This is a genomic window from Psychrobacter sp. Pi2-51 (genome assembly GCF_904846665.1).
Taxonomy (GTDB): Bacteria; Pseudomonadota; Gammaproteobacteria; order Pseudomonadales; family Moraxellaceae; genus Psychrobacter; species Psychrobacter glaciei.
Genome location: NZ_CAJHBP010000011.1, coordinates 80,122 through 107,088, shown reverse-complemented (window position 1 = coordinate 107,088; position 26,967 = coordinate 80,122). Strand labels below are relative to the sequence as shown.

General features: G+C 44.0%; 21 protein-coding genes. 16 read left to right on the top strand and 5 right to left on the bottom strand.

Annotation, left to right across the window (positions count from 1 at the left end; translation table 11 throughout):
- Window positions 1-221 precede the first annotated feature (221 nt).
- Entirely contained in the window at window positions 222-2,441 is a 2,220-nt protein-coding gene (locus JMY08_RS08035) for an NADP-dependent isocitrate dehydrogenase (protein ID WP_201592761.1), read from the bottom strand.
- 669 nt (window positions 2,442-3,110) lie between these two features.
- Between JMY08_RS08035 and JMY08_RS08030 the strand changes: the two genes are divergently transcribed.
- The 6 genes from JMY08_RS08030 (at window position 3,111) to JMY08_RS08005 (ending at window position 10,522) form a co-directional block, all read left to right on the top strand.
- Window positions 3,111-4,463: a GNAT family N-acetyltransferase gene (locus JMY08_RS08030; RefSeq protein ID WP_201592760.1), complete on the top strand. Its 1,353-nt coding sequence runs from the start codon at window positions 3,111-3,113 to the stop codon at window positions 4,461-4,463.
- Between the two features lie 316 nt (window positions 4,464-4,779).
- Window positions 4,780-5,283, top strand: a complete 504-nt coding sequence (locus JMY08_RS08025; RefSeq protein WP_201592759.1) for a chorismate--pyruvate lyase family protein — start codon at window positions 4,780-4,782, stop codon at window positions 5,281-5,283.
- Between the two features lie 157 nt (window positions 5,284-5,440).
- A complete protein-coding gene (locus tag JMY08_RS08020; protein WP_189582879.1) occupies window positions 5,441-5,899 on the top strand; it encodes an SH3 domain-containing protein in 459 nt (152 codons plus the stop codon).
- A 592-nt stretch (window positions 5,900-6,491) separates the two neighbouring features.
- The gene (glyA, locus tag JMY08_RS08015) at window positions 6,492-7,748 is read left to right on the top strand and encodes a serine hydroxymethyltransferase (protein ID WP_201592757.1); all 1,257 of its coding nucleotides are present in this window, start codon (window positions 6,492-6,494) and stop codon (window positions 7,746-7,748) included.
- A 105-nt stretch (window positions 7,749-7,853) separates the two neighbouring features.
- On the top strand, window positions 7,854-8,600 hold the full coding sequence (locus JMY08_RS08010) for a type 1 glutamine amidotransferase (protein WP_201592756.1): 747 nt from the start codon (window positions 7,854-7,856) through the stop codon (window positions 8,598-8,600).
- A 383-nt stretch (window positions 8,601-8,983) separates the two neighbouring features.
- Window positions 8,984-10,522, top strand: a complete 1,539-nt coding sequence (locus JMY08_RS08005; protein ID WP_201592755.1) for an alanine/glycine:cation symporter family protein — start codon at window positions 8,984-8,986, stop codon at window positions 10,520-10,522.
- Window positions 10,523-10,790: 268 nt separating this feature from the next.
- Here the strand turns inward: JMY08_RS08005 and gltS are convergent, their stop codons facing one another.
- The 4 genes from gltS to JMY08_RS07985 all read right to left on the bottom strand — a co-directional run bounded on the left by gltS (window position 10,791) and on the right by JMY08_RS07985 (window position 14,782).
- A complete protein-coding gene (gltS, locus tag JMY08_RS08000) occupies window positions 10,791-12,065 on the bottom strand; it encodes a sodium/glutamate symporter (RefSeq protein WP_201592754.1) in 1,275 nt (424 codons plus the stop codon).
- A 118-nt stretch (window positions 12,066-12,183) separates the two neighbouring features.
- A complete protein-coding gene (locus JMY08_RS07995; protein ID WP_189582867.1) occupies window positions 12,184-12,543 on the bottom strand; it encodes a barstar family protein in 360 nt (119 codons plus the stop codon).
- A gap of 1 nt (window position 12,544) precedes the next feature.
- Window positions 12,545-13,324: a ribonuclease domain-containing protein gene (locus tag JMY08_RS14125; protein WP_201592753.1), complete on the bottom strand. Its 780-nt coding sequence runs from the start codon at window positions 13,322-13,324 to the stop codon at window positions 12,545-12,547.
- Window positions 13,325-13,480: 156 nt separating this feature from the next.
- Window positions 13,481-14,782: a glutamate-5-semialdehyde dehydrogenase gene (locus JMY08_RS07985; RefSeq protein ID WP_201592752.1), complete on the bottom strand. Its 1,302-nt coding sequence runs from the start codon at window positions 14,780-14,782 to the stop codon at window positions 13,481-13,483.
- A gap of 392 nt (window positions 14,783-15,174) precedes the next feature.
- On the opposite strand from JMY08_RS07985, the gene JMY08_RS07980 reads away from it, so the two are divergent.
- The 10 genes from JMY08_RS07980 to JMY08_RS07935 all read left to right on the top strand — a co-directional run bounded on the left by JMY08_RS07980 (window position 15,175) and on the right by JMY08_RS07935 (window position 26,863).
- Window positions 15,175-15,471 (top strand): hypothetical protein, encoded by a 297-nt coding sequence (locus tag JMY08_RS07980; protein ID WP_010201863.1) that lies wholly within the window; start codon window positions 15,175-15,177, stop codon window positions 15,469-15,471.
- Window positions 15,472-15,821: 350 nt separating this feature from the next.
- On the top strand, window positions 15,822-16,622 hold the full coding sequence (locus tag JMY08_RS07975; RefSeq protein WP_010201862.1) for an ABC transporter ATP-binding protein: 801 nt from the start codon (window positions 15,822-15,824) through the stop codon (window positions 16,620-16,622).
- Window positions 16,623-16,896: 274 nt separating this feature from the next.
- Complete coding sequence (locus JMY08_RS07970; RefSeq protein WP_189582843.1) at window positions 16,897-17,697, top strand: transporter substrate-binding domain-containing protein; 801 nt, start codon at window positions 16,897-16,899, stop codon at window positions 17,695-17,697.
- 103 nt (window positions 17,698-17,800) lie between these two features.
- Complete coding sequence (locus JMY08_RS07965) at window positions 17,801-18,739, top strand: transporter substrate-binding domain-containing protein (RefSeq protein ID WP_201592750.1); 939 nt, start codon at window positions 17,801-17,803, stop codon at window positions 18,737-18,739.
- Window positions 18,740-18,905: 166 nt separating this feature from the next.
- Window positions 18,906-19,745: an ABC transporter substrate-binding protein gene (locus tag JMY08_RS07960; RefSeq protein WP_227679635.1), complete on the top strand. Its 840-nt coding sequence runs from the start codon at window positions 18,906-18,908 to the stop codon at window positions 19,743-19,745.
- A gap of 477 nt (window positions 19,746-20,222) precedes the next feature.
- Window positions 20,223-20,957 (top strand): ABC transporter permease, encoded by a 735-nt coding sequence (locus JMY08_RS07955; RefSeq protein ID WP_010201853.1) that lies wholly within the window; start codon window positions 20,223-20,225, stop codon window positions 20,955-20,957.
- 12 nt (window positions 20,958-20,969) lie between these two features.
- Window positions 20,970-21,695, top strand: coding sequence for an ABC transporter permease (locus JMY08_RS07950; protein ID WP_201592748.1), 726 nt, complete (start codon window positions 20,970-20,972; stop codon window positions 21,693-21,695).
- Window positions 21,696-21,974: 279 nt separating this feature from the next.
- The gene (locus tag JMY08_RS07945) at window positions 21,975-22,691 is read left to right on the top strand and encodes a fumarylacetoacetate hydrolase family protein (RefSeq protein ID WP_227679633.1); all 717 of its coding nucleotides are present in this window, start codon (window positions 21,975-21,977) and stop codon (window positions 22,689-22,691) included.
- 247 nt (window positions 22,692-22,938) lie between these two features.
- Window positions 22,939-25,143: a PhoX family protein gene (locus JMY08_RS07940; RefSeq protein WP_201592747.1), complete on the top strand. Its 2,205-nt coding sequence runs from the start codon at window positions 22,939-22,941 to the stop codon at window positions 25,141-25,143.
- Window positions 25,144-25,378: 235 nt separating this feature from the next.
- Complete coding sequence (locus tag JMY08_RS07935) at window positions 25,379-26,863, top strand: hypothetical protein (RefSeq protein WP_201592746.1); 1,485 nt, start codon at window positions 25,379-25,381, stop codon at window positions 26,861-26,863.
- Window positions 26,864-26,967 lie beyond the last annotated feature (104 nt).

Below are 26,967 nucleotides of genomic sequence, written 5' to 3'. Positions count from 1 at the left end.
TCTGCACAGGCACAGCAAGCAAGAAAAATTGATATCAGCAGTGCGTCATGTATCGATATTACTTTTCACTGACTATATAGGCACTATTACCTTTTTATCTACGGATAATAAAAAACACCCCGCAGCTCTATAAAACTGAGGGGTGTCTTGTTGTTTTTAACTCAAACTAGCTGCAAAAGTATTCAGCAGCAACGTGACTTAAGTCAAGCTATCTAAGTCTATTATAACGATGTTAAAGCCTCATTAAATAAAGTACTTGGACGCATGACTTTTTCAGCCAATGACTCATCTGCCAAGTAGTAGCCTTTGATGTCTACCGCTTTGCCTTGAGCCTCATTGAACTGTTTAATAATGGCGTCTGTATTGCTCTTAAGCTTTTGCGCAAATGGTGCGAATTGCGCTTTAAGGTCTGCATCTTGGTCTTGCTCAGCAAGCTCTTCAGCCCAGTACATCGCCAGATAGAAGTGACTGCCACGGTTGTCCAACTCACCCGTCTTACGTGACGGTGACTTGTCATTTAGCAGCAATGTTTCAGTGGCTCTATCAAGCGTATCTGCTAAGATTTGCGCTTTAGCATTGTCGTCGTTTTTGGCCAAATGCTCCAACGACTCAGTCAAAGCTAAAAACTCACCCAACGAATCCCAACGTAGATGGTTTTCTTCTACCAGCTGCTCAACGTGCTTGGGTGCAGAACCACCAGCACCAGTTTCAAACAAACCGCCGCCTTTCATTAGTGGCACGACTGATAGCATCTTAGCGCTCGTTCCTAGCTCTAGGATAGGGAACAAGTCTGTTAGGTAATCGCGTAAGATGTTACCCGTGGCAGAGATAGTATCTAGACCGCGAGCGACACGCTCTAAGGTATAACGCATGGCGCGAACTTGTGACATGATTTCAATGTGCAGACCGTCAGTATCATGATCTTTCAAATACATGTTAACTTTTTTGATCAGCTCGTTCTCATGTGGACGGTACGGGTCTAGCCAAAAGATGACAGGCGTATCTGAATCACGTGCACGGCGGACGGCAAGCTTCACCCAATCTTGGATAGGGTCGTCTTTAACTTGACACATGCGCCAGATATCACCTTTTTCCACATCTTTTTCAAGCAATACTTCATCGGTATCAATATCTACAATACGGGCAATACCAGTAGCACTAGACTCAAAGGTTTTGTCGTGTGAGCCATATTCTTCTGCTTTTTGTGCCATGAGGCCTACGTTAGGAACCGTACCCATGGTAGTTGGATCAAAGTTGCCATGCCATTTACAGAAATTGATCATTTCTTGATAAATACGGGCGAAGGTAGATTCTGGCATGACAGCTTTGCAATCATATAGTTTGCCATCAGCGCCCCACATTTTACCACCATTACGAATCATGGCAGGCATTGACGCATCAACAATAATATCGCTTGGTGAATGGAAGTTGGTAATACCTTTTGAAGAATCAACCATCGCTAGACGTGGGCGATGCTCTTGGCAGGCATGCAAGTCTTGCTCGATCTCTTCACGTTTAGATGATGGCAGGGCAGATATTTTGTCGTATAGATCAGCCATACCATTGTTGACGTTAATGCCTAGCTCGTCAAAGAAAGCACCATGCTTGTCAAAGGCATCTTTATAATAAATTCTAACCGCATGTCCAAACACGATAGGGTGCGAAACCTTCATCATAGTGGCTTTTACGTGCAATGAAAACAAGATGCCAGCTTCGCGGCAATCTTCCATTTCTTGCTCATAAAACTCTAGCAGCGATTTTTTGCTCATGACCATTAGGTCAATGACTTCTCTATCAAGCAAAGCAATTTTTGGCTTCAATACTTTCGTCGTGCCATCATCAAGTAACAGCTCCATACGCACGTTACGGGCTTTATCCAAGGTCATCGATTGTTCGCCATCGTAAAAGTCACCGCTGTGCATATGCGATACGTGGGTACTTGACCATTGCTTCCACTCGCCCATAGAATGCGGATGCTTGCGCGCAAAGTTCTTAACGGCTTTTGGTGCACGGCGATCTGAGTTGCCTTCGCGCAATACAGGGTTAACCGAGCTGCCTAGACTCTTACCATAGCGCTGACGAATTTCTTTTTCTTCGTCGGTTTTTGGATCTTCTGGAAAGTTAGGGATGCCGTAGCCTTTGCTTTGTAGTTCTTTGATACAGGCTTTTAGCTGCTGAACAGAGGCGCTGATATTTGGCAGTTTAATAATGTTGGTATCAGGATCTTGCGTCAGTCGACCAAGCTCAGCTAGATTATCAGGAACGCGCTGATCTTCATTTAAGTATTCTGGGAATTCAGCCAACACACGCGCAGCAACAGAGATATCAGTGGTTTCAACTTCAACTCCTGCGGTTTGGGTAAATGCTTTGACAATAGGTAAGAAGGACAAGGTTGCTAGCGCTGGGGCTTCATCAGTTTTTGTATAAATAATTTTTGACATTATAGTAGTGTATCCCTTTAGGCTGTAGTTAATATTAACGCTTAAACAAATGGGTATTTCTATAGAGACTCTATGCGATAGTGAATCGTGATTGAATCAAATGTATCATGAGTCGTCTCTTTGAGACTCTCTGTGCAAAACTGCCTGAAAATAGCTGGCTGGTTATCATTAACCCACTATAGATCCTATGCGATGTCAATCTCGCATAATGAACCAATTGTACTATTTTTATTCATATCTCATGTATACAAATTATATTAAGCTAATAATAGCCTTATTCTACCAGTCATGGGCTTTGATATCATCTTTTCTATACAATTACCGTTTTTTAAACCCGTTTTTTTGAAGTGTTAAAGTGGATACCGACAGTCATAATATCAAGGCAATCAACAGATAAGCGGTACACCACATTATTTATAAAAATAGAACGGTTAGGGCAGTTAGGGCGTGTCCTTATTTTTAACCCATTTAGGCATTTTCGTTCAGATTGAGGACATGCCCTAGTTTAGTAAAGTCATCTACATTCGTGTGGCTGGCTTTTTTTATGCTATTTTGATAGTTAGGCATGCTGCGTAATATTTCAAGAAATATTGTTATTTTTGCAAATTGTGACAGCAAAAGCACTCACATTTGGTAGGCTAGACCATTACGAAAAACAGTGTAGGTACTATGACTTTACAATATGCGCTACTCAATGATACCAGCTGGCAGAGCCAAGCACAGTGGCAAACGCCAGACACCCCTTTTATGTCATTTGCTTTTTGGCAAATACTGACTGACACGGGAGCGATTGGTGAGCAGGCAGGGTGGCTACCGATATTTATTCTGGTACATCGTGTCGCCGATTATGCTGATAGCACCGATAGCGTAACAGACAGTGTGACAGACACAGCCCTGCAACCTGTCGCAGTCATGCCAGTATTCATAAAGGGTCATCATCGCGGTGAGTTTGTGTTTGATCACTCATGGGCGGAGGCTTATGCGCGCTATGGTATCGATTACTATCCTCGGCTGGTCACCAGCGTGCCCTATACACCGATTACAGGTCAGCGTCTTTGGTTGGCAGCTGGTGAGCATTTGAATGATGATATTCTCAAAACAGCCATTGCTGGTGTTGATGATGTCGCTCAGCAAGTGGGTGCCTCAAGCTGGCATGGATTATTTGTCACGCCTGAGCTGGCATCTATTGCCACCACGTCTATGCCCATTGAAATCGATATAGAGCTTGCGATAGCTGCCCAAGAAAGTGGTGTAGAGTCCGCTCCCATTGAGATGCCGATACTTGAGCGTCAAGGCTGTCAGTTTTTATGGCAAAATCAAAACCTCAGCCAAGACAGTCGGCCATTTGCTGATTTTGACGGATTCTTGGCGACACTAAGAGCCAAAAAACGCAAAACCATCCGCGCTGAACGTCGTAAGGTCGCTGAGCAAGGCATTAGCTGTCAGCGTAAGTGCGGTAATGACATCACGAATGAAGACTGGCAAGCGTTTTATCATTGTTATGTGATGACTTATGCGATACGCGGGCAAAAGCCTTATTTGACGCTCGATTTTTTTATGGCGTTAGCTGATAGTCTGCCTGAGCATATTATGTTGGCGCAAGCCATGGATGCTGACGGTGAAATTATCGCGAGTAGCTTATTTTTATACGATAAAGCCGACAGCGACAAGGCTGATGGTGATGTTGATAATAATGCTACCTTATACGGTCGCTATTGGGGCGCGCTCGGTGAGTATGATAGCTTGCACTTTGAGCTGTGCTATTATCAAGGGCTTGAGTTTGCTATCGAGCAAGGCTTGAGGTATTTTGATCCTGGTACGCAAGGTGAGCATAAACTGGTACGTGGTTTTATTCCAACGACGACACACTCGCTGCATCGTATCTATGATCCACGCTTTGTACCTGCGATTGGTGATTTTTGTGCCAGAGATCGTGAGCATATGGCACAGTATCGTCAGCAGGCATTTGAAGCATTACCATTTAACGCCGATAATATGCCAGACTTTGATATCAATCATTAATGCTCGATTTTACGAATATTGATTAGGGTCTGTTGAACATTCAAATATTAGCATCAGCCTTTCAGGGCAGGACTATTTTTTGCCAATACATGGCGAAATTGTCTACCCTAGAATGACTAGGCGTCAAAAATTTCACTGCGTATTGTCTAAAAAATAGCCACTGCTAGTTCCACATTTGAATGTTCAACAGACCCTATTATTAATATCTGCTTTTATCAATGTTACTTTTATAAATATCACGTTTATTAATAGATACTCGCAGCCGTTTATTTTCTAAATTCTCACTATTAGCCGTTAACTATGTCCAGTAACTCTTATGCCCAGTAACTCTCTTGCTTGTCCTGCCACTTTTATCCCGCCCTCTGAGCTATTGCCTTGGCTCAATGCCGAAGGCTCTCTCACTGCCGTACTAGAAAAAAGAGCAGGGCAGCCATTACGCGTAGAACGCAGTTTTGAGGGCTTTCGACCTTTAACGTTGCAACAAAAAAGACAACTAGGGCTGCAAGGCTCAATGCTGAATCGTCCATTACTGGCGTGGATACGTGAAGTACAGTTATATGGTAATGATAAGCAGCCGTGGGTAGAAGCGCAAAGTATCTTTCCTTTATCGACTCTAAAAGGCAACGCGCGGCGGCTGCAACAGCTAAAAGGCACGCCCATCGGCTACGTGTTATTTAAACGGCGTCGCACTTTACCCAATCAGCGTTTTATCAGTCATACCGATGCTGGCTGGCAACGACAAACGCGTTATGATTGGTATGGGCGCACGCTAATGATTAGCGAAACCTTTTTGCCAGCATTTTTAGCCAATGACGCATAGCAAATTGGAGTGGCTGTGAAAATGACAAGTGACGCATGATAAATAAAAAGACAAATTAGCATTATTATGGAATTAACAGTTGTTCGGTAATTTAAGAATATGGTATAAATACATTCGGGTAACATTTTTATACTTTTCTTAACATCAGGAACTTCTTATGAGTTTATTAAAGCCGTTGCTATCTGTATCGTCAAAATCCATGGTCTTGCTAGCGGTCAGCACGTCATTGCTTGCTTTATCTGTTAACGCAAACGCTGGTTTTTTGGATAGTATTTATGAGGTGCAAAACACCATCAGCTCAATTGGTAGAACGGCCGATACCATCAGAGGTAGCAAACAGGCGGTGTCTGACTTAGGCGAAGAAGTAGGCTTTACAGAAACAGTGGCTCAAAACACTCAGAGCAATACGGGAAAGCTGGTTTCTGGTTCTATATTGTCTGGCAAATTACAAAGTACCAAACTGCATTCACAGGCCAATAAAGCTTCAAACCCAATCGCTATCTTATCTCAGCAAGAAATTATGATTTACATGGGCACTGAACAAAATGGCTACTATCATGTACAAAGTGATAAAGGTGAAGGTTGGGTTTCTAAGCCATTGGTCAGCATCCAATAGTTCATTAGCATCATTTTTTAATTAAATACATATGGCTGTAGATTAAAAAATAGATTTGCCCTGAAAGGCTGCTACTAAAATCACCTCAAACGTTGTTGTAAACCTAGCTAAGGTCTCGACATTATCGTCGGTTTACGCCTAGTCTGGGGCGATTTTAGTGATCAGCAGTCCTAATATTTGAATGTTCAACAGACCTTATTCTATTGGCTATTTATCTGTGTTATATGGCCATTTAATTCCCTCATCTTAAGGTGAGGTTTTTTTGCGTTCGCAGCACAATTTTTCATGTTACACTTAATCTTTCGCAGTAATATCGATGTAAATGTATATCGGTTTTATTGACGAATCAGTCAAGTTAATAGCAGGCCACTCGCCTGTGTTTGTTCTTATTTTACTCTTTGCTAATAGACGCCATTCACAATAATGGTCATACCATAAAACAGATTGTAGAAAAACAGAGTGCAGAGGTATTAAACATATCTCGAGCGACGTTGACGCAGTAGTTGTTTTATTGTGGGCAGGCTATCAGCTTCTTTTCAATGACGTTTTTTAATAACGTCTTTTAACGACAGTCACTACCTAGGACATCACTATGTTTAAAGATATTTCTATCAAAGAGTTTGATCCAGTACTTGCTGAAGCGATGGCTGCAGAAAGCGTTCGTCAAGAAAATCACATTGAGCTTATTGCTTCTGAAAACTACTGCTCACAAGCAGTGATGGAAGCGCAAGGTACTGACCTAACCAACAAATACGCTGAAGGCTATCCTGGTAAGCGTTATTATGGTGGTTGTGAGCATGTGGACGTTGTAGAGCAACTGGCTATTGACCGTGCTAAAGAGTTGTTCGGTGCAGAGTATGTGAACGTTCAACCACATTCTGGTAGCCAAGCAAACTCAGCGGTATTTTTAGCATTGCTAGAAGCAAATGACACAGTATTGGGCATGAGCCTAGATGCTGGTGGTCACTTGACTCATGGCGCACACATTAACTTTTCAGGCCTGAACTACAATGCCGTACAGTACGGATTAGTAGATGGCACTGGTCTTATTGATTATGACCAAGTAGACGCTCTAGCACGTGAGCATAAGCCAAAAATGATTATTGCTGGTTTTTCGGCATACTCACAAGTAGTTGATTGGCAGCGTTTCCGTGACATCGCGGACGAAGTAGGCGCTTACCTGTTAGTAGATATGGCTCACGTTGCAGGCCTAGTTGCTGGTGGTGTTTATCCAAACCCAGTACCATTCGCTGATGTAGTAACTACTACCACGCACAAAACCCTACGTGGCCCACGCTCAGGTATGATTTTGGCACGTGACGAAGTACTTGCTAAGAAACTAAACTCTGCGGTATTCCCGGGCAACCAAGGTGGCCCATTGATGCATGTTATCGCTGCTAAAGCGGTTTGCTTCAAAGAAGCATTAGAAGCCAACTTCTCTACTTACCAGCAGCAAGTGGTTAAAAATGCTAAAGCGATGGCAAAAGTGGTTCAAGATCGCGGCTATGAAGTCATCTCTGGCGGTACTGAAAACCATCTAATGCTAATCAGCCTAGTTAAGCAAGAAATGACGGGTAAAGAAGCGGACAAATGGCTTGGCGAAGCTCACATCACTGTGAACAAAAACGCTGTACCAAACGATCCAAAATCTCCGTTCGTAACGTCTGGTATCCGTATCGGTACACCAGCCATTACTACTCGCGGCTTCAACGAAGCACAAGCGGGCGAGTTGGCAGGTTGGATCTGTGACGTACTAGACAGCCGTGGTGACGAAGCGGTCGCTACTGAAGTACGCGGTAAAGTAGAAGCGATTTGTGCAGAATTGCCAGTTTACGAAAAAAACCAGTAAGCTCAAATCTATACTGATTTAGCCAGCTCTGATTCAGAGTTGTACAATAAAAAACCGCTTAGCTTTTGCTAGGCGGTTTTTCTTTTTTAATAAAAGGATAATTCAATGACGCTACGTATTCATGCTCTATACCATGTTGATTTTGAAGAACTCAGCTATATTAAACAGTGGGCAGATAATCAAGGTCATAGCATTACTGTCACTCGTTTTTACGAAAATGACTCATTGCCTTCTCAAGACAGTTTTGATTGGTTGGTTATTATGGGCGGGCCAATGAGCATTCATGATGAAGCTGACTTTCAATGGCTAGCGGATGAGAAGGCCTTTATTCAGCAAAGTATCGAAGAAGGAAAAACAGTCGTTGGTGTTTGTTTGGGGGCGCAGTTAATAGCGGATAGTTTGGGGGCAAAAGTTGCTCTATCAGGTATAAAAGAGGTTGGTTGGATGCCAATCCAATTAACCAAACAAGGGCTAGAGCATCAGCTACTAAAAGATTTACCAAAGCACGAATTTACGGTTTTTCATTGGCATGGCGATGGTTTTGAGTGTCCTCAAGGGGCGACTGCAATTGCAAAATCAAACGCTTGGGCCAATCAAGGTTTTATCTATCAAACGCCAAAACATAAAGAGTTAGGTACGTGGGTGCTTGGTTGGCAATGTCATTTTGAAGTGACTAAAAAGAGTATGGTGGATATGGTGATGCATGGGCAAGATTATATACAAGACGCCATGACTGACTATCCTCACACAGTTCAAGCGGGTGATGAAATCCTAGAGCTAGGGGACACTTATATTGCAGATAACAATGCATGGCTTTCTACAATGCTAAATAACTTAGTAAAGTATGGTTAATGGTTTGTAGACGATAAAAGTCCGGTATAAACGAAAGGACTAACATTTCAGAAAAGTAGATCATGTAACGCAAGCCTGTGCTGATATTGTCATTTTTCCCTTTTAATGATATGTGAGTCTATTATTTATGCTAAAAGATATTACCGACATTTTTCGATAATTATAGTGAGTTTGACTGACTCTGGCTTTCAGCTTTAAAGCGCTAAGTTGATGTTTAATTAAGAAAAATGTGCAAATGTTTTTGTTTATATAAAAATATTAGTATATAGTCAGCATTGAACATTTAGTAATAATACTGATACAAAGTATAATAAATAATTACACTTTGTATCAGTATCGCTGTAAATGATTATATAAATATTATTTTCACTAAAGGGGTTTATATGAAAAAACAATATTTAGTCGCAACGATGCTATTACTTATTACTACTCTTACGCAAGCAGCAGAACAACCATCAGGTCTAGCAGCATTTGGTGCTGGCCTCGATGGCTTTATGGCCAATATATTTGGCTGGTTCGTTGATCTTATTTTCTTTTCAGTACCTCTTGGCGATGTAAGCTTTCCGCTAATTGTAGGTTGGTTGTTAGTTGCCGCATTAGTTTTTACCTTTTACTTTGGCTTTATTCAGTTCCGTCATATAGGCCTGTCTTTAGATATTGTCAGAGGCAAATATACTGATCCAAACCCTGCTGTCAAAGAAGAAGGCGAGGTTAGCCATTTTCAAGCACTAGCCACTGCTTTGTCAGGTACAGTTGGTCTTGGTAATATTGCTGGTGTCGGTGCAGCACTCGCCATTGGTGGACCTGGTGCTACCTTTTGGATGATTATGGTTGGTCTGTTCGGTATGGCGACCAAGTTTGTAGAGTGTACGTTAGGTGTTAAATACCGTACGATCCTGCCTTCTGGTGCTGTATCAGGTGGACCTATGTACTACCTAAGCCGCGGTATGGCTGAACGTGGTATGGGTGGATTTGGTAAGGTGTTAGCCGTCGGTTTTGCCCTTATGTGTATATTGGCCACTTTTGGTGCTGGTAACATGTTTCAGGGTAACCAAGCCTTTGCAGTCATGAGCTCTACTTTTAGCATTCCAACGGATTACAGTATATTCTTTGGTATTGGTTTAGCGTTTTTAGTCGGTATGGTTATCATTGGTGGTATGCCGCGCATTGCAACCGTTACCGAAAAAGTCGTACCCTTTATGGCTTTATTGTATATCACAATGAGTGTCATCGTACTGGTTGCAAACTTTAATCATATCGGCGCCGCGTTTGGCGAGATTTTCACGGGTGCCTTCACTGGTGCTGGCGTGGCTGGTGGCTTTATTGGCGCGTTAATTCAAGGTTTAAAACGTGCGACTTTCTCTAACGAGGCGGGTGTTGGTTCAGCTGCTATTGCTCACTCAGCGGTAAAAACCAAAGAGCCTGCTACTGAAGGTTTAGTAGCGCTGTTAGAGCCTTTCATTGATACGGTTGTTATCTGTACTATGACGGCGCTCGTTATTACTATCTCTGGGGTGAACACTGTCGCAAACTTGCAAACCCAAGCGCTCACTGGTGTGGATCTAACCCGTGCTGCCTTTATGGAAACGGCGCCCATCTTCCAGTATTTCCTAGCTGTCGCGGTATTATTGTTTGCTTTTTCAACGATGATCTCATGGTCATATTATGGTCTAAAAGCTTGGACATACCTCTTTGGTGAAGGTAAAGGCGGCGAGATGATATACAAACTTATCTTCTTAGTTTTCGTTGTTATCGGTACCATCGTACAGTTTAGCTTTGTTATCGACTTCTCAGATGCGGCTCTGTTCGCTATGGCAATCTTTAACATCATCGGTCTATACTTCTTGATGCCAATTGTGAAAAAAGAAGTTAATTCTTTCATAGCTCGTGTGAAAAGTGGTGAAGTTAAAAAGTATAAATAATGGGTTCGATTGAACACTCTATTATAACTTGATAATTAAAAAAGCCCGCCAAGATCAGTCTTGGCGGGCTTTTCGATGGCTAGTATTCGTTATTTGCTAGATAGCTATTAAACTTTAGGTAGAAACGATTTATGCAGGATTGCCAGTTTGCGAAAAAATCAGTAAATATTAATCAGATTTTGCTGCAAGTTATATAACATAAAACCGCTTAGTTTTTGCTAAGCGGTTTTTTTCATTGGATCAAGTTTTGCTCTGTGACAGCATCAGCCTACATAAACGGCAACTTCGTAAATATCTGCAATACCGTCGCATTGACAATATCCACAAAGAAAGCACCAACCATTGGCACAATCAAAAACGCCTTAGGCGAAGGCAGATAGCGGTCAGTTACTGCTTGCATATTGGCAATCGCTGTGGGTGTTGCACCCATACCAAAACCGCAATGTCCCGCTGACAAAACAGCCGCATCATAGTTTTTACCCATGACTTTAAAGGTAATAAAATAGACATAAATAATCATGATGACTGTCTGCACCAACAAGATAATCAATACAGGGCCGGCTAGATCAGTCAATTGCCATAGCTTCAAAGACAGCAGCGCCATGGCTAAAAATAGACTCAAAGAGGCGTTACCGAACACATCAATCGAACGGTCAAACATATCAAAATTGAAGACCATCGTTAGCACATTTCGAATGATGACACCGCCTGCCAATGCCCATACGAAAGTAGGCAACTCAAACCATGTACCCTCTGCTACCAGTGTCATCACTTCTGCAAAAGCCAATGCCGCAGCAAAGAGCGCTAATGTTTCGATAGTAGAAGACGCAGTGATAAAGCGCATGCTATCTGGCCTCTCAAAGATTTCTTTATCACTGTGCGCGTTATCTTCGTCATGCTTGGTACTATATAACGACTGTGCGCCCGCGACTTTTTCAATATCACTAGGGTGTGGGTTGGCAGATGCGGGCTTTAGTCCAAGTCGATTAATTAAACGACGGGCAACAGGCCCACCGACGATACCACCTGCGACCAAACCATAAGTAGCAACAGCAATACCAAGTGTTGTCGCACCGACCACGCCATAGTCTTCTTCCAAAGTAATGCCCCAAGCACCTGCCGTACCATGCCCGCCAGTCAAGGCGATAGAGCCGGTGACTAGACCGAGCAGAGGATCAAGCCCCAAGGCACTTGCCATCGCCACGCCAACGATATCTTGTAAAATGATGAAGACGGAGACTACGACAGTGAAAATTAATAAGGGTGTACCACCGGCTTTTAGCCTGCCAAAATCAGCACTTAAGCCAATAGATGCAAAGAACATCAGCATGGTCGCCGTCTGTAATCCTTGGTGAAAATTAAAACTATACCCCCAAACCATATTGAGAATATAGACGATAATAGCAGCGACCAAACCACCGGCAACCGGTTCGGGAATATTAAAATCTTCTAAAAACTTGACTCTCTTCACCAAAAATCGGCCAAGTAGCAGCACCAAGGTGGCTAATATCAATGTGTAATAACCGTTTAAGGTAATCTCCATAGGTTAATCCTTTCTATAAAATAAATTAACCTGAATTCGGGATAAATATGGCTTTATCTCGAATTCAGGTTTCTATGATTACGACTAATTATCGGTGACTATCAGCTACGCTCAGTGATTAGACTTCGTCCTCAGACGGCACAATGAGCCACAGTTGTGGTTTGCCAAATTCTCTATAGGCATCCTCAATGATGCTCTTAAAGACATTGAAATCTTCGGTATTAATCCTTTTTATCACCGTCAAATCAAGCGTTAAATGCACCACCTCGCTATCTATCAAGCAGTCCCACGCGCTGTCCCAGTTGTGCGAAAAATAACTGGGGAAGTCACAGGCGCGGGCTAGACTCGTCAATAGCGTGGTTTTATCCAGTGCGTCACCCACGGGTATGGTAACAGCCTCAATAGGAATGACCGCATGTAGTGCTGTACCGTTTTGGTTAATGTGGTTTTGATTAACATAGTGGATGGCTTCACTCATTTTAATTCACCTCCAATTTTCTAAAGCTATCATAATGGTCGACCGTCAAGTAATAAACGGTAGGTGGATAGCCTCCGGTAACGATACGCCGCGCGCCGCGATGTGACACATTAGGGGTAGGTACGGTATATTCACGGTAATAGCCTTGCGACTGCGCGGGTAATCTGCCCTCACGATTATAAAACGTCGTGCCATCTTTATTTGGATAAGGAAAAGGCCCGCCTTGCTGAATGAGCGCTACCGTCCTATCTATCTGAGCATCACCCGTTACGCCAGAGTTGGTTGCTGGGCTTGAGCCTTTAGATGCCGATATCGTCGTCGACTCAACACCATCAGCAAAGAAAGTAGATTTTAAGTCACCAAAGAAATAAAACGCGACGGCGATAATAGCGATAAGGCTAAATAGGGTAGAGCCTAAGCTTCTCTTATTTTGATTACCACTTTGACTGCTGCGATTTGAGACGCGACTGCTATGATTTGAGCTACGACTACTGTGCTGGCTATTTCGTTTGGCATTATTAGGACTGTGCTTGGGCACATTTGACGCAGTGTCATTGTCAGTGTCTGCTTCAATGCTCAGTGAAGATGACGTGACTTCAGTGGCTCGTAATTGGTTCTTATCATTACGTACACTATTGAAATAGACGCTTTGGCCGACGGTTATCGGCTGTGACAATCGAACTTTACTGACATGAAAAAACACATCCTCATTTTGATCGTCCACATCGATAAAGCCATAGCCTTTATCTTGGTTCCAGTGCTTAATCTTGCCACTTTGCATGGGTCGGCTTTCCTATAGATTATTTTTATACAAAATAACAGGTATGCAGCATATATAACATATTGTCATTCATAAAAAAACGCCAGCAATTAAGCTGACGTTTTTTTTGATTATACGTTAAGTTAAACGGTAGGTGATAGGGTGGGACGCAATAAGCTAAGCGCGTGTCTCACCATGACCATAGACGATCCATTTTTGTGAAGTCAGACCTTCGAGACCGACAGGGCCACGCGCATGGATTTTGTCCGTTGAGATACCAATCTCAGCACCCAGACCATATTCGAATCCATCAGCAAAGCGGCTAGAGGCGTTAATCATGACGCTGGCCGAGTCCACTTCGCGGATGAAGCGTTGCGACTTGGTATAGTTATCAGTAATGATAACATCAGTATGATGGCTGCCGTGGGTATTAATATGCTCAATGGCTTCGTCAATACCTGACAAGACTTTTACCGCCAAGATAGGGGCTAAATATTCGGTATCCCAGTCTTCAGCAGTTGCGGCAGATAGATGACCTTTGAGCGCAGCATTGTCATTCAAGATGGCTTGCGACTTGTCATCGAGACGCAGTTGCATGGCATCATCGGCTTGAACGATGGCTTCAGCAATTTTTGGTAATAGCTCATCCGCGACTGATTCATCGACCAATAGTGTCTCCATAGTATTACAAGTGCCGTAGCGATGCGTTTTGGCATTGACGCTGACTTTGATAGCAATCTCAGGATCGGCATCACTGTCAATAAAGGTGTGGCAGTTACCGTCTAAATGCTTAATCACAGGGACTTTGGCATCACGGCTGATACGCTCAATCAAACCTTTACCGCCACGTGGGACGATGACATCGACATATTCTGTCATCGTAATCAGCTCGCCGACAGCAGCACGATCGGTCGTTTGTAATACTTGCACACTGTGCTCAGACAGTCCGACTTTTTTTAGACCTTCTAAGATACATTTGGCGATTGCTTGGTTGGATTCAAAAGCTTCAGAGCCACCGCGCAAGATAATCGCATTGCCTGATTTTAAGGCTAAAGAAGCTGCTTCCAATGTCACGTTAGGGCGCGACTCATAAATCATACCGACCACGCCGAGTGGTACACGCATTTTGCCCAAATGAATACCCGATGGTTGGTAAGTCATGTCGGTGACTTCGCCGATAGGATCAGGTAGCGCCGATACGTCTTTTAGACCTTGTAGCATACCATCGAAGCGCGCATCGTTTAGCTCTAGACGGTCAAGTAGGGCGGCGTCTAAGTCGTTCTTTCGACCGTTGTCCATATCGATTTTATTGGCAGACAAAATATCTTTTTTCGCCTCTAGCAATACGTCATAGATTGACATAAGGGCGGTATTTTTGTCGCTCGTATTGGCTGCTGCGAGAGCACGTGATGCCGCGCGTGCTTGCTTACCAACAGATTGCATATAGGTGGTAACGTCTGTGATGTTTGATTGACTCATAAATTTTTCCTTATAGTGATACATGTTCTAAATAGATAAAAGCGCCTAAAGAGGCGAAAATTTAGCAAAAAAAGCAGCTTTGGATGCCCATATGGCATTATGCTATTTAACATAGAGGAGATTGAGGCGATAGTAAAGATGATTTTGTGAACAGAGCCCGCTTTACAAAGCGCTTATGAGGGCTTATCTGGTGCTGTTTTGTTCGTCTTATTCTGCGTTTCTTATTGGATAACTGTTATCAATACACCACTCTATCTTTACGTGTCTTTAACAGAACTGCGCTGTAAATACTAAGGTAGCCGTGATGTATCGTCAGTATAGTAAGCACTAAGACAGTAACGCTATCGATAGATGGTGTTGAATCAAAAGACCATAGGTAATGGAGAATTGACATGGCTACTAAACAATATGCATATAAAAACTGGCTGACGGTTGGGCTGGTCGCAGGGGCACTGGCGTTGAGTGCTTGTGGCAAAAAAGATGAGTCACCAATGGAAACTGAACCGGCAGTAGATGCACAAACAGCAGTAGAGGAGAGCGCGACTGCAAGTAGCTCTGACGATATTGCCATTGCAAGTGCTGATGATGGCATGGCTGTTGGTGCAAATGATGATGTAGCAGTAGCAACCGCAGATGATGCAGAAGTGTTGGATGGTACTGAAAGCTCAGAGCATGTTTCAACGTACTAATCGCAGGCTATCAATAAACACTATCAATAGACACTATTAATAGACACTATTTAAGACGTGATGTTACCATCAGATAAAACAACGCCTAGTACACTAAAGTGATAAAATAAAGCTCAGTACCTAAATGCGGTCTGGGCTTTTTTTGTGCCAGCAGTCCATTGGATGATTCATGAGCTAATGCTGCGCAAAGTTTGCGTTTTCTCTGCATTATAGGAGACAATACCTCTCTTATGGTGTCTTAGCCATCGCGCTATCCTATTAAGGTGGTATGTAAGGCATTGCTTTATACTCTATACGATGCTGTTTTTTATTTTCGTTCTCACTCATATATATTGGAAGCCTGCTGAACCATGCTTGATACTGCAAAAAACCCGACTCGTCCTATCGCCTTAGATCTACAAGACGTCCATAAAAGCTATGGCTCATTGGCAGTGCTAAAAGGGGTATCGCTCACTGCCTATGATGGTGATGTGATCTCTATTTTGGGCTCTTCTGGCTCTGGAAAATCCACCTTATTGCGCTGTATTAATTTGCTTGAAAAGCCCAATCAAGGTCGTATTATCATCGGTAATGAAGAGCTGATGTTAAAGCCTGGCAAATCAGGTGAGCTACAAGCCTCAGATATCAAGCAACTGGAGAGTTTGCGTGCGCGTGTGGGCTTCGTCTTTCAAAACTTCAACTTGTGGCCGCATAAAACGATTTTGCAAAACATCATCGAAGGGCCAACGCAAGTTTTAAAGATTAAAAAAGATCAAGCGATCAGTGATGCCGAGCAGCTGCTTGATAAAGTGGGTTTACTTGATAAAAAAGATGCTTACCCTGCCAATCTATCTGGTGGTCAGCGTCAACGTGTCGCCATTGCCCGTGCTCTTGCTATGCAGCCACGGGTATTGTTATTTGATGAGCCAACGTCCGCCTTAGACCCTGAGCTGGTGAATGAAGTGCTGGCAGTCATGCGTGAGTTGGCAGAAGAAGGGCGCACGATGCTGATCGTCACGCATGAGATGCGTTTTGCCCGCGAAGTGTCTAGCCAAGTCGTATTCTTACATCAAGGAGTCGTTGAAGAGATGGGTACGCCCGAACAAATCTTTGACAATCCTACCTCTGAGCGTGTCAAAGACTTTATGGCATCGCATCGTCAAAACAGTTAGCCGCTTATTGTGGACTATCTTTTATGACATATCGCTCATGCCACTCAACTTTCTGATTGGTAATTGTCGTTAGCTATTTATTACCCAATAATAACAGTCGGTATGCAAAACGTTTGTTTTTGATATTTTACTCAGGTATTATCAAAAGGCTTACAGGCGGTCAATAATGACGGCTGCTTGTATCTTCTGCTATCTATATTTCTTGTCTGGCAGGGAAGTCAGAGAACAAAATATCAGAGCCCTACATTAAAACCCATTAGAATTTAAGGAATGTATGATGTCTAATTCTCGCCTATTATGGTCATCGATGACCGTCACTGCAGCGTTAATGCTGAGTGCTTGTAGTCAGCCTGCCGATGAAACGGCTGGTGCCAACGCTGATGCACCAGCGGCAGAAACGGCTGGCAAGACCATTCGTATCGCAACTGAAGGCGCTTACCCTCCTTTTAACTATACCAATGCCGATGGCACGTTGGCAGGTTTTGATATCGACGTTGCTAATGCCTTATGTGACCAAATGCAGGCCAAATGCGAAATCGTTGCCCAAGATTGGGACGGTATTATTCCGGGGCTATTGGCACAAAAATATGATGCTGTGGTCGCTGGTATGTCTATCACTGCTGAGCGTCAAGAAAAAGTTGATTTCAGTGAGCCTTACTTCGCCAATACCATGGTATGGCTAACCGATACCAAAGGCAGCTTTGATCCTACTTCGATCAAAAGCCTAACGCTTGGCGGTCAACGTTCAACGACGCCTGGTGCGTATCTACAAGATAATTATGAAGGCAAAGATGGCAACACCGTTAAGCTTTATGATAATTATGACAATGCCTATTTGGATCTAAAATCTGGACGTAGTGATGCAGTATTGGCTGAAAAAGTCTCAGCCAAATCATGGTTAGCAGACAATCCAGAAGGTTTCGGTGTTGTTGGTGACGAAATTGACAATGACGATAATATTGCCATTGCCGTCCGTAAGGACGACCCACTCAGAGACGACTTTAACAAAGCGCTGAGCGAAATCCGTAGTAACGGTGAGCTGGCACGTCTTGAGCAAATCAACTTCGGTCAGTAAGCGTTTATAAATGAGCTTGCAAGAAAGTGCGTTGATCAATCAGTATCGATCAACGAATAGTGGGTTAATACACGGCTGGTAAATATATTAAGGAACAATAGGTATGACAATTTCAATGACCTCATCAATGACTAAGAAAGCTTTGTGGCTTGCGCCGCTAAGCGCAGCAATGCTCATGCTGGCAGGGTGTAATAACAGCTCAGCACCAGCAGACAGTGCCGAAGCGGATGCAGCGAGCGATACGCCTTTGAATATCAAAATCGCGACCGAATCAAGCTATAAGCCTTTTAGCTACACAGATGCCGATGGCAAACTGATTGGCTATGAGATTGAGTTGGTTGACGCATTATGTGCACAAATGAAAGCAGAATGTGAAGTTATCTCGCAAGATTGGGATGGTCTGATTCCAGGACTGAACGCACAGAAGTTTGATGCAACCATCGCTGGTATGTCAATCACCCCTGAACGCAAAGAAGTCGTAGAATTTAGCGACCCTTATTTTCACAGTGGTATCATCTTAATCGGTAAAAAAGGTGATGATATCAGCGTAGAAGGTCTCGAAGGTCAGCCAGTCGCTTCACAGCGTTCAACGGTTGCCTCGCAATATCTACAAGATGAACATGACAATGCTGATATCAAGCTTTATGACACTCAAGACAATGCCTATCTGGATCTGACCTCAGGTCGTGTGCGCGCGATGATGTCGGATAAAGTAACGGGTATCGACTGGTTGAAAACTGAAGCAGGTAAAGACTACGAAGTCAAAGGCCAAGAAATCAGCACCAACGATGATGCCATGGGTATTGCCTTCCGTAAAGGCGATCCATTAGTCGCCAAGTTTAATGCAGCGTTGGCCGAGCTAAAAGCCAATGGCACCTATGATCAAATCACTGGCAGTTATTTTGGCACCAGCACTACGGCTGCCGCGCAAAAAACGACTGCTACTGGCAGTGTTGAGCAAGTAGTCGTCGTTGACGAAGGCAATGTCGATGCCAATGCGATGATTGCTGAAGAAGAGCAAACAGAAGCCGTGACCAACTAATACGAGGCTTGCCTGTATCAGGCAAGCATTGTTTTACGAAGTTGTTTTTCTAATATAAAAATCAAGGATGATCATGAGCAACTATCTTGTTCCAGCCAGCAGTATGACTTGTGCCTCAGTCAAAAAACTGGTAACGACCAGCCGCTGGTCAATGTCGCTACTGGGCATGGTATCGGTCTTTATGTTGGCGGGTTGTAGCAATAGTCAAGATAGTGCTGGTGATAGCAATTCAGAAGCTACCGAGGCCACCGCTGCTGATACAAAAGAAGTATTACGTATTGGTACTGAAGGCGCGTATGCCCCTTTTAACTATACCAATGCAGATGGCACACTGGGTGGTTTCGATGTAGATATAGCAAATGCTATCTGCGACGATATGAAAGTCACTTGCGAGATTGTCGCTCAAGATTGGGATGGTATTATTCCTGGCCTCAAGGCTGGTAAATATGATGCCATCGTCGCGGCGATGTCGGTGACACCTGAGCGTGAGCAGCAAGTGAGTTTTACGGATTCTTATTTTAGCAATGCCTTGGTTTTTTTGGCTAAAAAAGACAGTAGCTTTAATCCAAGCAATAGCGATGATATCAATGCGCACTCTATTGCCGCACAGCGCTCGACTATCTCATCACAGTGGTTAGAGGATACCTATCCAAAAGCCAATATGAAGCTCTATGATACCTTGAGTAATGCGTTCTTAGACTTAGGTTCAGGTCGCGTCGATGCGATGATATCTGACAAACTGCCAGCCATAGAATGGCTCAGCTCACCATCAGGCAGTAACTATGTGCTAAAAGGTGAAGAGATTGATATCAATGATAATTTTGCCATAGCCGTACGCCCAGGCGATCCGCTACAAGCGAAGTTCAATGAATCATTAGCCAATCTAAAAGCCAATGGTACTTACGACAAAATCAATCAAAAATACTTTACTGTATCAGCCGCCAGCACCAGTGCAGCGACAGTAGAAAACACTGAGCAACCAGCAGCAGATAGCACAGCGCAATAACCATTTGCTATCATGGTGCTATTCGCTATTGCAGTATGAATAACGAGGACATCGCCATCATGGCAATGTCCTTTTTTATTTGCTGGCTTTATTTACTGGCGAAGTGCCTTATGTTTTTTATACCGTTATTTGAGTGTTATTAAGACCTCCTGTTGTTTAAATGGTTATCGACTGTCAACTTTGGTCAAATCTCGCTTATTTTTTTTCTTCTTGCAGGGATAAGTAGCTATTTAGAGCGCGCTTTTACGTGTCAGTATTAACATAGCGTCCAGCGAGTATGATAAAATCAGCGCTCATTTTTACTGTGTCAATTACCGCGTCTATAATCGTGTAAATATTTTTTTTGTGCTATTAACTAGGTTGTCCGTATCAATTTGATATAAGATACGGTTTTAGGCCGCGCTCAGCTATTGATGCTGATCCTTTTAACTCATATTTTGCTAACATTGCTAATATAAAGAGACTGAGTGGATAATTGTGTTTGATTTACAAGGATTTGGTGCGCTTTTATTAAGCGGCGCTACCGTCACCATACAACTTGCCATGACCAGTTTGGTCATCGGTATGTTTTTTGGTCTGCTCGGTGCCACAGCGAAGCTGTCGAATATTTGGCTGCTACGTAAGCTTGCGACTGTCTATACCGCCACGATGCGCGGGATTCCTGAGCTACTTTTGGTACTGTTTATCTATTATGGCGGTTCTATACTGCTGATGAGCATTCTCAAAAAGTTCGGCTATAACGACTATGTCGAGATTAGTGCGTTTTGGGGCGGTGTCATGGCGTTGTCGATTGCTTTTGGTGCCTATGCGACTGAAATCTTTCGCATGTCGATTCAAGAGATTCCGATAGGGCAACGTGAAGCGGCGCAAGCGATTGGCATGCGTCCTTTCCAGACTTTTTATCGCATTACTTTGCCGCAAGTCTGGCAAATTGCTTTGCCAGGATTGGGCAATCTGTTTTTGGTGTTGCTTAAAGACACGGCATTGGTATCGGTGGTTGGTCTCAAAGATATCATGTATCAGTCCTCGCGCGCAGCGCAGTCAACACAGCAGCCGTTTACTTTTTATATGGCGGCGGCGATTATCTATTTGGGTTTAACCATGCTGATTACGGGCTTTATGATGTGGCTTGAATGGCGTGCCAATCCAGCGGCGCGCTATGCCAAAAAGCTGAGCCGTCAATCCGTTCAACGTCAATCGACCATAGGGTAGAGGAGAGATACTATGGATTGGAATTGGCAGGTTATTTTTGAGCATATCCCTGACTTACTAGGCGGCGCGGTTTTGACCGTTCAACTAGTGATAATATCAGGTGTTGTCGGGCTGCTCTTTGGTTTGGTTTTAGCTTTGTTAAGACTGTCTAAAAGCTGGGTGGTACAGATAATTCCTTTTTTGTATATTTTCTTTTTCCGTGGCACACCGCTGCTGGTGCAGATATTTTTGATTTATTATGGTCTTGGTCAGTTCGAAGCGGTACGTGATTCGTTCTTATGGGAGCCGGTACTGAGCAAAGCCTACTGGTGCGCTATTATTGCCTTTACGCTCAACACCAGTGCCTATTTGGCAGAAATCATTCGCGGTGCGATTCAAAATATTCCTATTGGTGAGCTAGAAGCTGCCGATGCGATTGGCATGTCAAAATGGCAAAAACTGACACGTGTTACCTTGCCGCGTGCTTTTGGTATTGTGATTCCAGCCTACAGTAACGAAGTTATCTTTATGTTAAAGGGTAGTGCGCTTGCATCCACCATCGCCTTGATGGATATAACGGGTGTTGCTCGTACGATTAGTGCCCGTACTTATACCTTAATGGAGTTGTTCTTTGCGGCTGGTATCGTCTACTTGTTATTGTCATGGGTGATCTTATTTAGCTTTAGACTGTTTGAAAAAAGAATGAACCGTCATGCCAGCTATGTGCCACCAGATGTGATGACCAATACGATTCCTTAGTTGTTTGTCATCAGATGGCTTATTATTGAAACGATTTAACGCTAACGTTATGCTAGATAGTGCTGAATTTGCTAATAAAATCTGATAATTTTGCTATGAGAGCCTGGGGCGTGTCCTCATTTTAAAAATGGTCACAAAAATGAGATAAGTTGCAGTCAAACAAGGAAAATAGCGCAAATAATATCGGGATATTAATCAGCTATTTGACGATGTTTGACAGAATTTAGCCATTTTTAACCCATTTAGATACAATCACTTGAATTGAGGACCCGCCCTATTATGAGCCAATCACCACATATGTCTTTAGTCAACGCCATTGCCGCAAGTGTCAATGATGATGACAGCGCTGAGAATGCCAATCAGAGCTTACGCGCGCCCATCGGAAAGGTCGTCTGCGTTGGTCGTAACTATGCCGCTCATGCCCATGAGTTGGGCAATGAGGTGCCAGCCGCGCCCATGCTATTTATGAAGCCAGCCTCTGCGGTGGTCTCTATTCGTCAAGGCGTTATCCGCCCAAATCCAGAAGTATTTGGCGATACGCATTATGAAGCGGAACTATGTGTTCAGCTATCGGCAGACCTATCAGCCGCGACGATTGAGCAAGCACAGCAAGCGATCGGCGGTGTGACATTGGGACTGGATTTGACCTTGCGTGACTTGCAAACTGAGCTAAAAGAAAAAGGTCATCCATGGGAGCGTGCCAAGTGTTTCGACGGTGCTTGTGTACTCGCTGATTGGCTCGATCCGCAAGCGTTCGGTGATTTTACTGAGGTGCATTATCAGTTGACCATTAATGATACGCTGAAGCAAGACGGCGATAGCGCTTTGATGTTGTTTCCAGTTTATGAATTATTGGCCAATATCAGTCATGCGTTTAGCTTACAAGCAGGTGATGTGATTATGACTGGTACGCCAAGTGGCGTTGGTATATTGCACGCAGGCGATAAGCTCATGTTAAAATTGGACGCGCATGAATGGCAGGCACAAGTGCAATAAGCTTGCTAAGATTACTATCAAATATCAAGTATCAAAAATCCCAAGTTAACGCTTGGGATTTTTTGTTTTATCCGTTGCCATAAAATTTTATCATTAAAAGGTTTGTCATCAAATTGTCATCTAGCTTTCAACGTACTGTCATAAATGCTCAGTAGACTTAAGCGTAATTCGTATTGTTGTGGCGGACAAAATACAGCCGCAACGAGCCTTTTTACGCCAATCCAGCCTAACAGCAAGGTGACTGATAATGACAGTATTGAATAATAAGCAACTGCTTGCCCACGAAGTCGTTGAGGACTCTAACCCTAGCGATAATATCGACTTTCAAACCATTATTAGTCGCCGCTTGAACCGCCGCAGTATTTTAAAAGGTGGCACAGGATTGACGGCAGCCGCTTTTTTTGGCGCGTTACCGTTGGTCGGCTGTAGTGACGACGATGACGGTAATACTGTCAATAATAGCGCAGGCAACAGTGCTGCTATTCCTGCACAGGGTGATCTCAAGCGTCCGGAAGCTTTGAAGTTTACCGCAGTGGCACACTCCACTGCCGAAACGATGAGCGTCGCTGAAGGCTACAAAGCGGAGATGATATTGCCACTGGGTACACCACTGATTTCTGGTATCGATGAGTGGAAAGACAATCGTGAGCAGTCTGCCGAGTCGTTCGAATGGCGCATGGGTGACAACCATGATGGCATGTGGTTCTTTGGTAAGAAAGGCGGCGCGTATGATGCTAAAGCGTCAGACAATGGCCTGCTGGTCATGAATCATGAATATGTGAATAGTAACGAATTGAGTCCGTTTGGCTACTATGTGACCCAAGATGATACTGCCGCCCCAATATTTAAAAATCGTCGCCTTGCTAGCGATGTGCGCCGAGAGGTCAATTGCCATGGCGTTGCGGTGGTCGAGATGAGCAGACGTGCTGACGGTACGGGCTATGAGATGGTGGCTGATTCAAAATACAATCGCCGTATTACTAGCAGTACGACCGCGCAGTTAGCTGGTCCTGTCGCTGGTTCTGATTTGGTCAAGACCAAATTTGATCCGACAGGCTTTCAGACACGTGGCATCAATAATAACTGCGGTGCAGGATTGTCGCCTTGGGGCACGTATCTGACCACCGAAGAGAACTTCCTAGGCGTATTTGCGCGTGGACAAGATGCCAGTCAATTGAGCGCTGGGTACAACTACGGGCGCGAACGCTACGGGGCTATGGAGAATTTTCCGGGTTGGGAGTATCTGTGGCACACACCTGAGGCCAAAGACGCCAAAATCCCTGACGAATTCTCACGTTGGGACATGACCGCTGTTGGGGCAAGCGCTGCCGATGATTACCGAAATGGTTTTAATACCTTTGGTTATATCACAGAAATCGACCCATTTGACCCAAAATCTGTACCTCAAAAACGTACCGCACTGGGACGTTTTGCTCATGAAAACTGTGCCTATGCGCCTGTTGAGCAAGGCAAGCCCGTGGTCTTTTATATGGGTGATGATGCTCGCGGTGAATATATTTATAAGTTTGTATCCAAAGCCACATGGTCAAATTCGGATATCGGTGGCGGTCTAAAATCTGGCGACAAGTATATGAATGAAGGCACGCTCTACGTCGCGACCTTTAATGAAAATGGTCGAGGCGAATGGAAAGCACTGATTCATGGTCAAAATGGACTGGACGCTTCTAATCGCGACTTGCCTTTCAATGGACAGGATGAGGTTTTAATCTTTGCCCGTGCTGCTGCTGACGCGCTAGGTGCAACCAAGATGGATCGACCTGAATGGGTGTCAGTTAGCCCTATGACTGGCGAGGTATATGTGACCTTGACCAATAATAAATATCGCGGCGAGCGTGACGACCAGCCCGTTTCAGCGTCCAATCCGCGCAGCTATGAAGCAGGTGGCAAAGCGCGTGGCAATGACAATGGGCATATCATCCGCTGGGCAGAAGCGGGCGGCGATCATGCGGCAACGACCTTTGAATGGGATATTTACCTGTTTGCTGCGCCTAGTGGTTTGTCCGCAGAGAATTTATCGCAGTTAAATGCCAGCAATGATTTGTCCTCGCCAGACGGCTTATACTTTGACCCACGTGGCGTGTTGTGGATTCAGACCGATGATGGTGCTTATACTGATACCACGAACTGCATGTTACTGGCGGCGCTACCGGGCAAGGTGAGTGATGGTGCGCTTACCACCACTTCGGCTGGGCAACAAACGCCAGTTGGCATGCTTGCTAGTGATGATAATATCAAACGTTTTTTCGTTGGTCCCGAAGGCTGCGAAGTGACGGGTATTACCATGACCCCAGACTTCAAAACGTTATTTATTAATATTCAACATCCTGGCAATACATGGGGTGCTATCGCTGGCGGCAAGACGCCGCGCTCAGCTACGGTTATGATTACGCGCGAGGATGGCGATGTCATACTGGCCGAGTCATTTATATAAACAATTAATACTATATAGCAGATTTATAAAAAATTAATCAGTCTAAAAAATCCCAAGTAATGGCTTGGGATTTTTTTGTTTTATGAGATCAATCACATCATCTAAGGCCTATCTCTATAAAATTATTAAGTTATTTGCTAAGAAACGTACCCGAAAGTCAAATCATTTCCCTTCTATTTGTCTCATTTAAAGGATAGTATGTAAAACTATCCCCTTTGCTGAATGTTTCAATATTATGAATCGTCCAAATTTATCTTATGCTGATAGTGTTATCCCTGATAGCGCTTACAGTAATGCCCGCACCCGTCATGAACTTGAGGCGCATTTCGTCTCAGACGATAACATGCCGCCGCTGCACGGTGATTTGTACGAGCAAATAGATCAACTTGAAGCCATCGATGTCGATGAGCTGGTCAAATTGTTGGCAGATGATAATAATGTGACGACGCTGCGTGAGCCTGTCTCTCTGGCTGATTTTTTTGAGGGCTTAGCCCAACTGGCGACGATGGGTGTGGTTGAAGTCACTGACATCGTAGAAGCCATCCACCGTGAGGTTATTTTGCGTCCTTTAGGGCGTTTTAACGAAGGCAATGTTAACAATTGGCAACGTGGTATCACTGGACGCATCTATGGGACGATACGCCATATTATGCTGATGGTTGGTAATAATCTCGCATCAGTGCTACGCATCTATAAAAGGGCGATCGATCAAAAAAGCTCACGACCATTGCCGGATTCTTTAAAGAAATTGGTCAATATCATCAATGGCGTCATGGGTGATCACCTCGTTAATAATGACAATGCGCTTGCTGTTCCGATGGTGCTATACGACAGAGACGGCAATCTACAACGCGAAACGCTATCAGGGCGTGTCGCTATTTTGTGCCATGGTCTATGTATGAGTCACCTAAGCTGGCAAGCACAAGAGGAAAACAGCCTAGGCGATGCCATTAGCCTCAGTCAACCTGATACCACGGTTCTGTATTTGGATTACAATACAGGTCGACGTATCTCGCGCAGTGGTCGCAAGTTCTCTCAATTGCTGCAAGAGTTGGTCGACAATAACCCAAACATCAGTCAGATAGATTTGATCGGTCATAGTATGGGCGGCTTGGTCTCTCGTAGCGCGCTGTTTTATGGCGAGCAAGAGCGCCTAGATTGGATAAAACGAGTGGGTAATCTCATCACGCTAGGCTCACCGCATCATGGCGCCGTGCTGGAGCGTATCGGTAATTATGTGCAAGACATCATCGCCAAGCTGCCATTTGCAGGCTCGCTTGCCAAGCTCGGTGATATGCGTAGTGCGGGTATCATTGATCTGCGTCATGGTAGTATTCGTGATGCTGACTGGAATTCTCTAGAAGGTCGTAATGTGCTGCCGCAAGACTTTCGTCACCCTGCACGGTTGCCAAGTGGTATCAAAACCTATTTTGTCGCCAGTGCTTTGATCGAGACGCATTACGAGTCTAAAGTGACAGATTTGCTAGGGGACAGTCTAGTGTCGGTCGCATCAGCGCTGGGCGAGGATGATGCTGAGCATGCGCTATTTGTACCAGATGGTCACAAAGCAATATTTTATGGTGTCAATCATATGAACTTAATTCATAGTAGACGGGTGCGAGAGCAAGTCGTTGAATGGTTGCTCGATAATGGACGAAGTGACTATGCTGGTAGAACGCGCATATATTCTTACCCTAGAAGTTTAGATGTGGCAGTGTAGAGGATTATAACCTCAAATTTTTACAGCATTTGAGGTTATAAAATATACGGCTTCTCAAACACAAAACCCCTCAAGCATCACACTTGAGGGGTTTAGTGTTTCTA

Excerpts from the sequence above, each read along its gene's own strand:
- JMY08_RS08035 (WP_201592761.1), bottom strand. The coding sequence starts at position 2,441 with ATGTCAAAAATTATTTATACAAAAACTGATGAAGCCCCAGCGCTAGCA.
- JMY08_RS08030 (WP_201592760.1), top strand. The coding sequence starts at position 3,111 with ATGACTTTACAATATGCGCTACTCAATGATACCAGCTGGCAGAGCCAA.
- JMY08_RS08025 (WP_201592759.1), top strand. The coding sequence starts at position 4,780 with ATGCCCAGTAACTCTCTTGCTTGTCCTGCCACTTTTATCCCGCCCTCT.
- JMY08_RS08020 (WP_189582879.1), top strand. The coding sequence starts at position 5,441 with ATGAGTTTATTAAAGCCGTTGCTATCTGTATCGTCAAAATCCATGGTC.
- glyA (WP_201592757.1), top strand. The coding sequence starts at position 6,492 with ATGTTTAAAGATATTTCTATCAAAGAGTTTGATCCAGTACTTGCTGAA.
- JMY08_RS08010 (WP_201592756.1), top strand. The coding sequence starts at position 7,854 with ATGACGCTACGTATTCATGCTCTATACCATGTTGATTTTGAAGAACTC.
- JMY08_RS08005 (WP_201592755.1), top strand. The coding sequence starts at position 8,984 with ATGAAAAAACAATATTTAGTCGCAACGATGCTATTACTTATTACTACT.
- gltS (WP_201592754.1), bottom strand. The coding sequence starts at position 12,065 with ATGGAGATTACCTTAAACGGTTATTACACATTGATATTAGCCACCTTG.
- JMY08_RS07995 (WP_189582867.1), bottom strand. The coding sequence starts at position 12,543 with ATGAGTGAAGCCATCCACTATGTTAATCAAAACCACATTAACCAAAAC.
- JMY08_RS14125 (WP_201592753.1), bottom strand. The coding sequence starts at position 13,324 with ATGCAAAGTGGCAAGATTAAGCACTGGAACCAAGATAAAGGCTATGGC.
- JMY08_RS07985 (WP_201592752.1), bottom strand. The coding sequence starts at position 14,782 with ATGAGTCAATCAAACATCACAGACGTTACCACCTATATGCAATCTGTT.
- JMY08_RS07980 (WP_010201863.1), top strand. The coding sequence starts at position 15,175 with ATGGCTACTAAACAATATGCATATAAAAACTGGCTGACGGTTGGGCTG.
- JMY08_RS07975 (WP_010201862.1), top strand. The coding sequence starts at position 15,822 with ATGCTTGATACTGCAAAAAACCCGACTCGTCCTATCGCCTTAGATCTA.
- JMY08_RS07970 (WP_189582843.1), top strand. The coding sequence starts at position 16,897 with ATGATGTCTAATTCTCGCCTATTATGGTCATCGATGACCGTCACTGCA.
- JMY08_RS07965 (WP_201592750.1), top strand. The coding sequence starts at position 17,801 with ATGACAATTTCAATGACCTCATCAATGACTAAGAAAGCTTTGTGGCTT.
- JMY08_RS07960 (WP_227679635.1), top strand. The coding sequence starts at position 18,906 with ATGGTATCGGTCTTTATGTTGGCGGGTTGTAGCAATAGTCAAGATAGT.
- JMY08_RS07950 (WP_201592748.1), top strand. The coding sequence starts at position 20,970 with ATGGATTGGAATTGGCAGGTTATTTTTGAGCATATCCCTGACTTACTA.
- JMY08_RS07945 (WP_227679633.1), top strand. The coding sequence starts at position 21,975 with ATGAGCCAATCACCACATATGTCTTTAGTCAACGCCATTGCCGCAAGT.
- JMY08_RS07940 (WP_201592747.1), top strand. The coding sequence starts at position 22,939 with ATGACAGTATTGAATAATAAGCAACTGCTTGCCCACGAAGTCGTTGAG.
- JMY08_RS07935 (WP_201592746.1), top strand. The coding sequence starts at position 25,379 with ATGAATCGTCCAAATTTATCTTATGCTGATAGTGTTATCCCTGATAGC.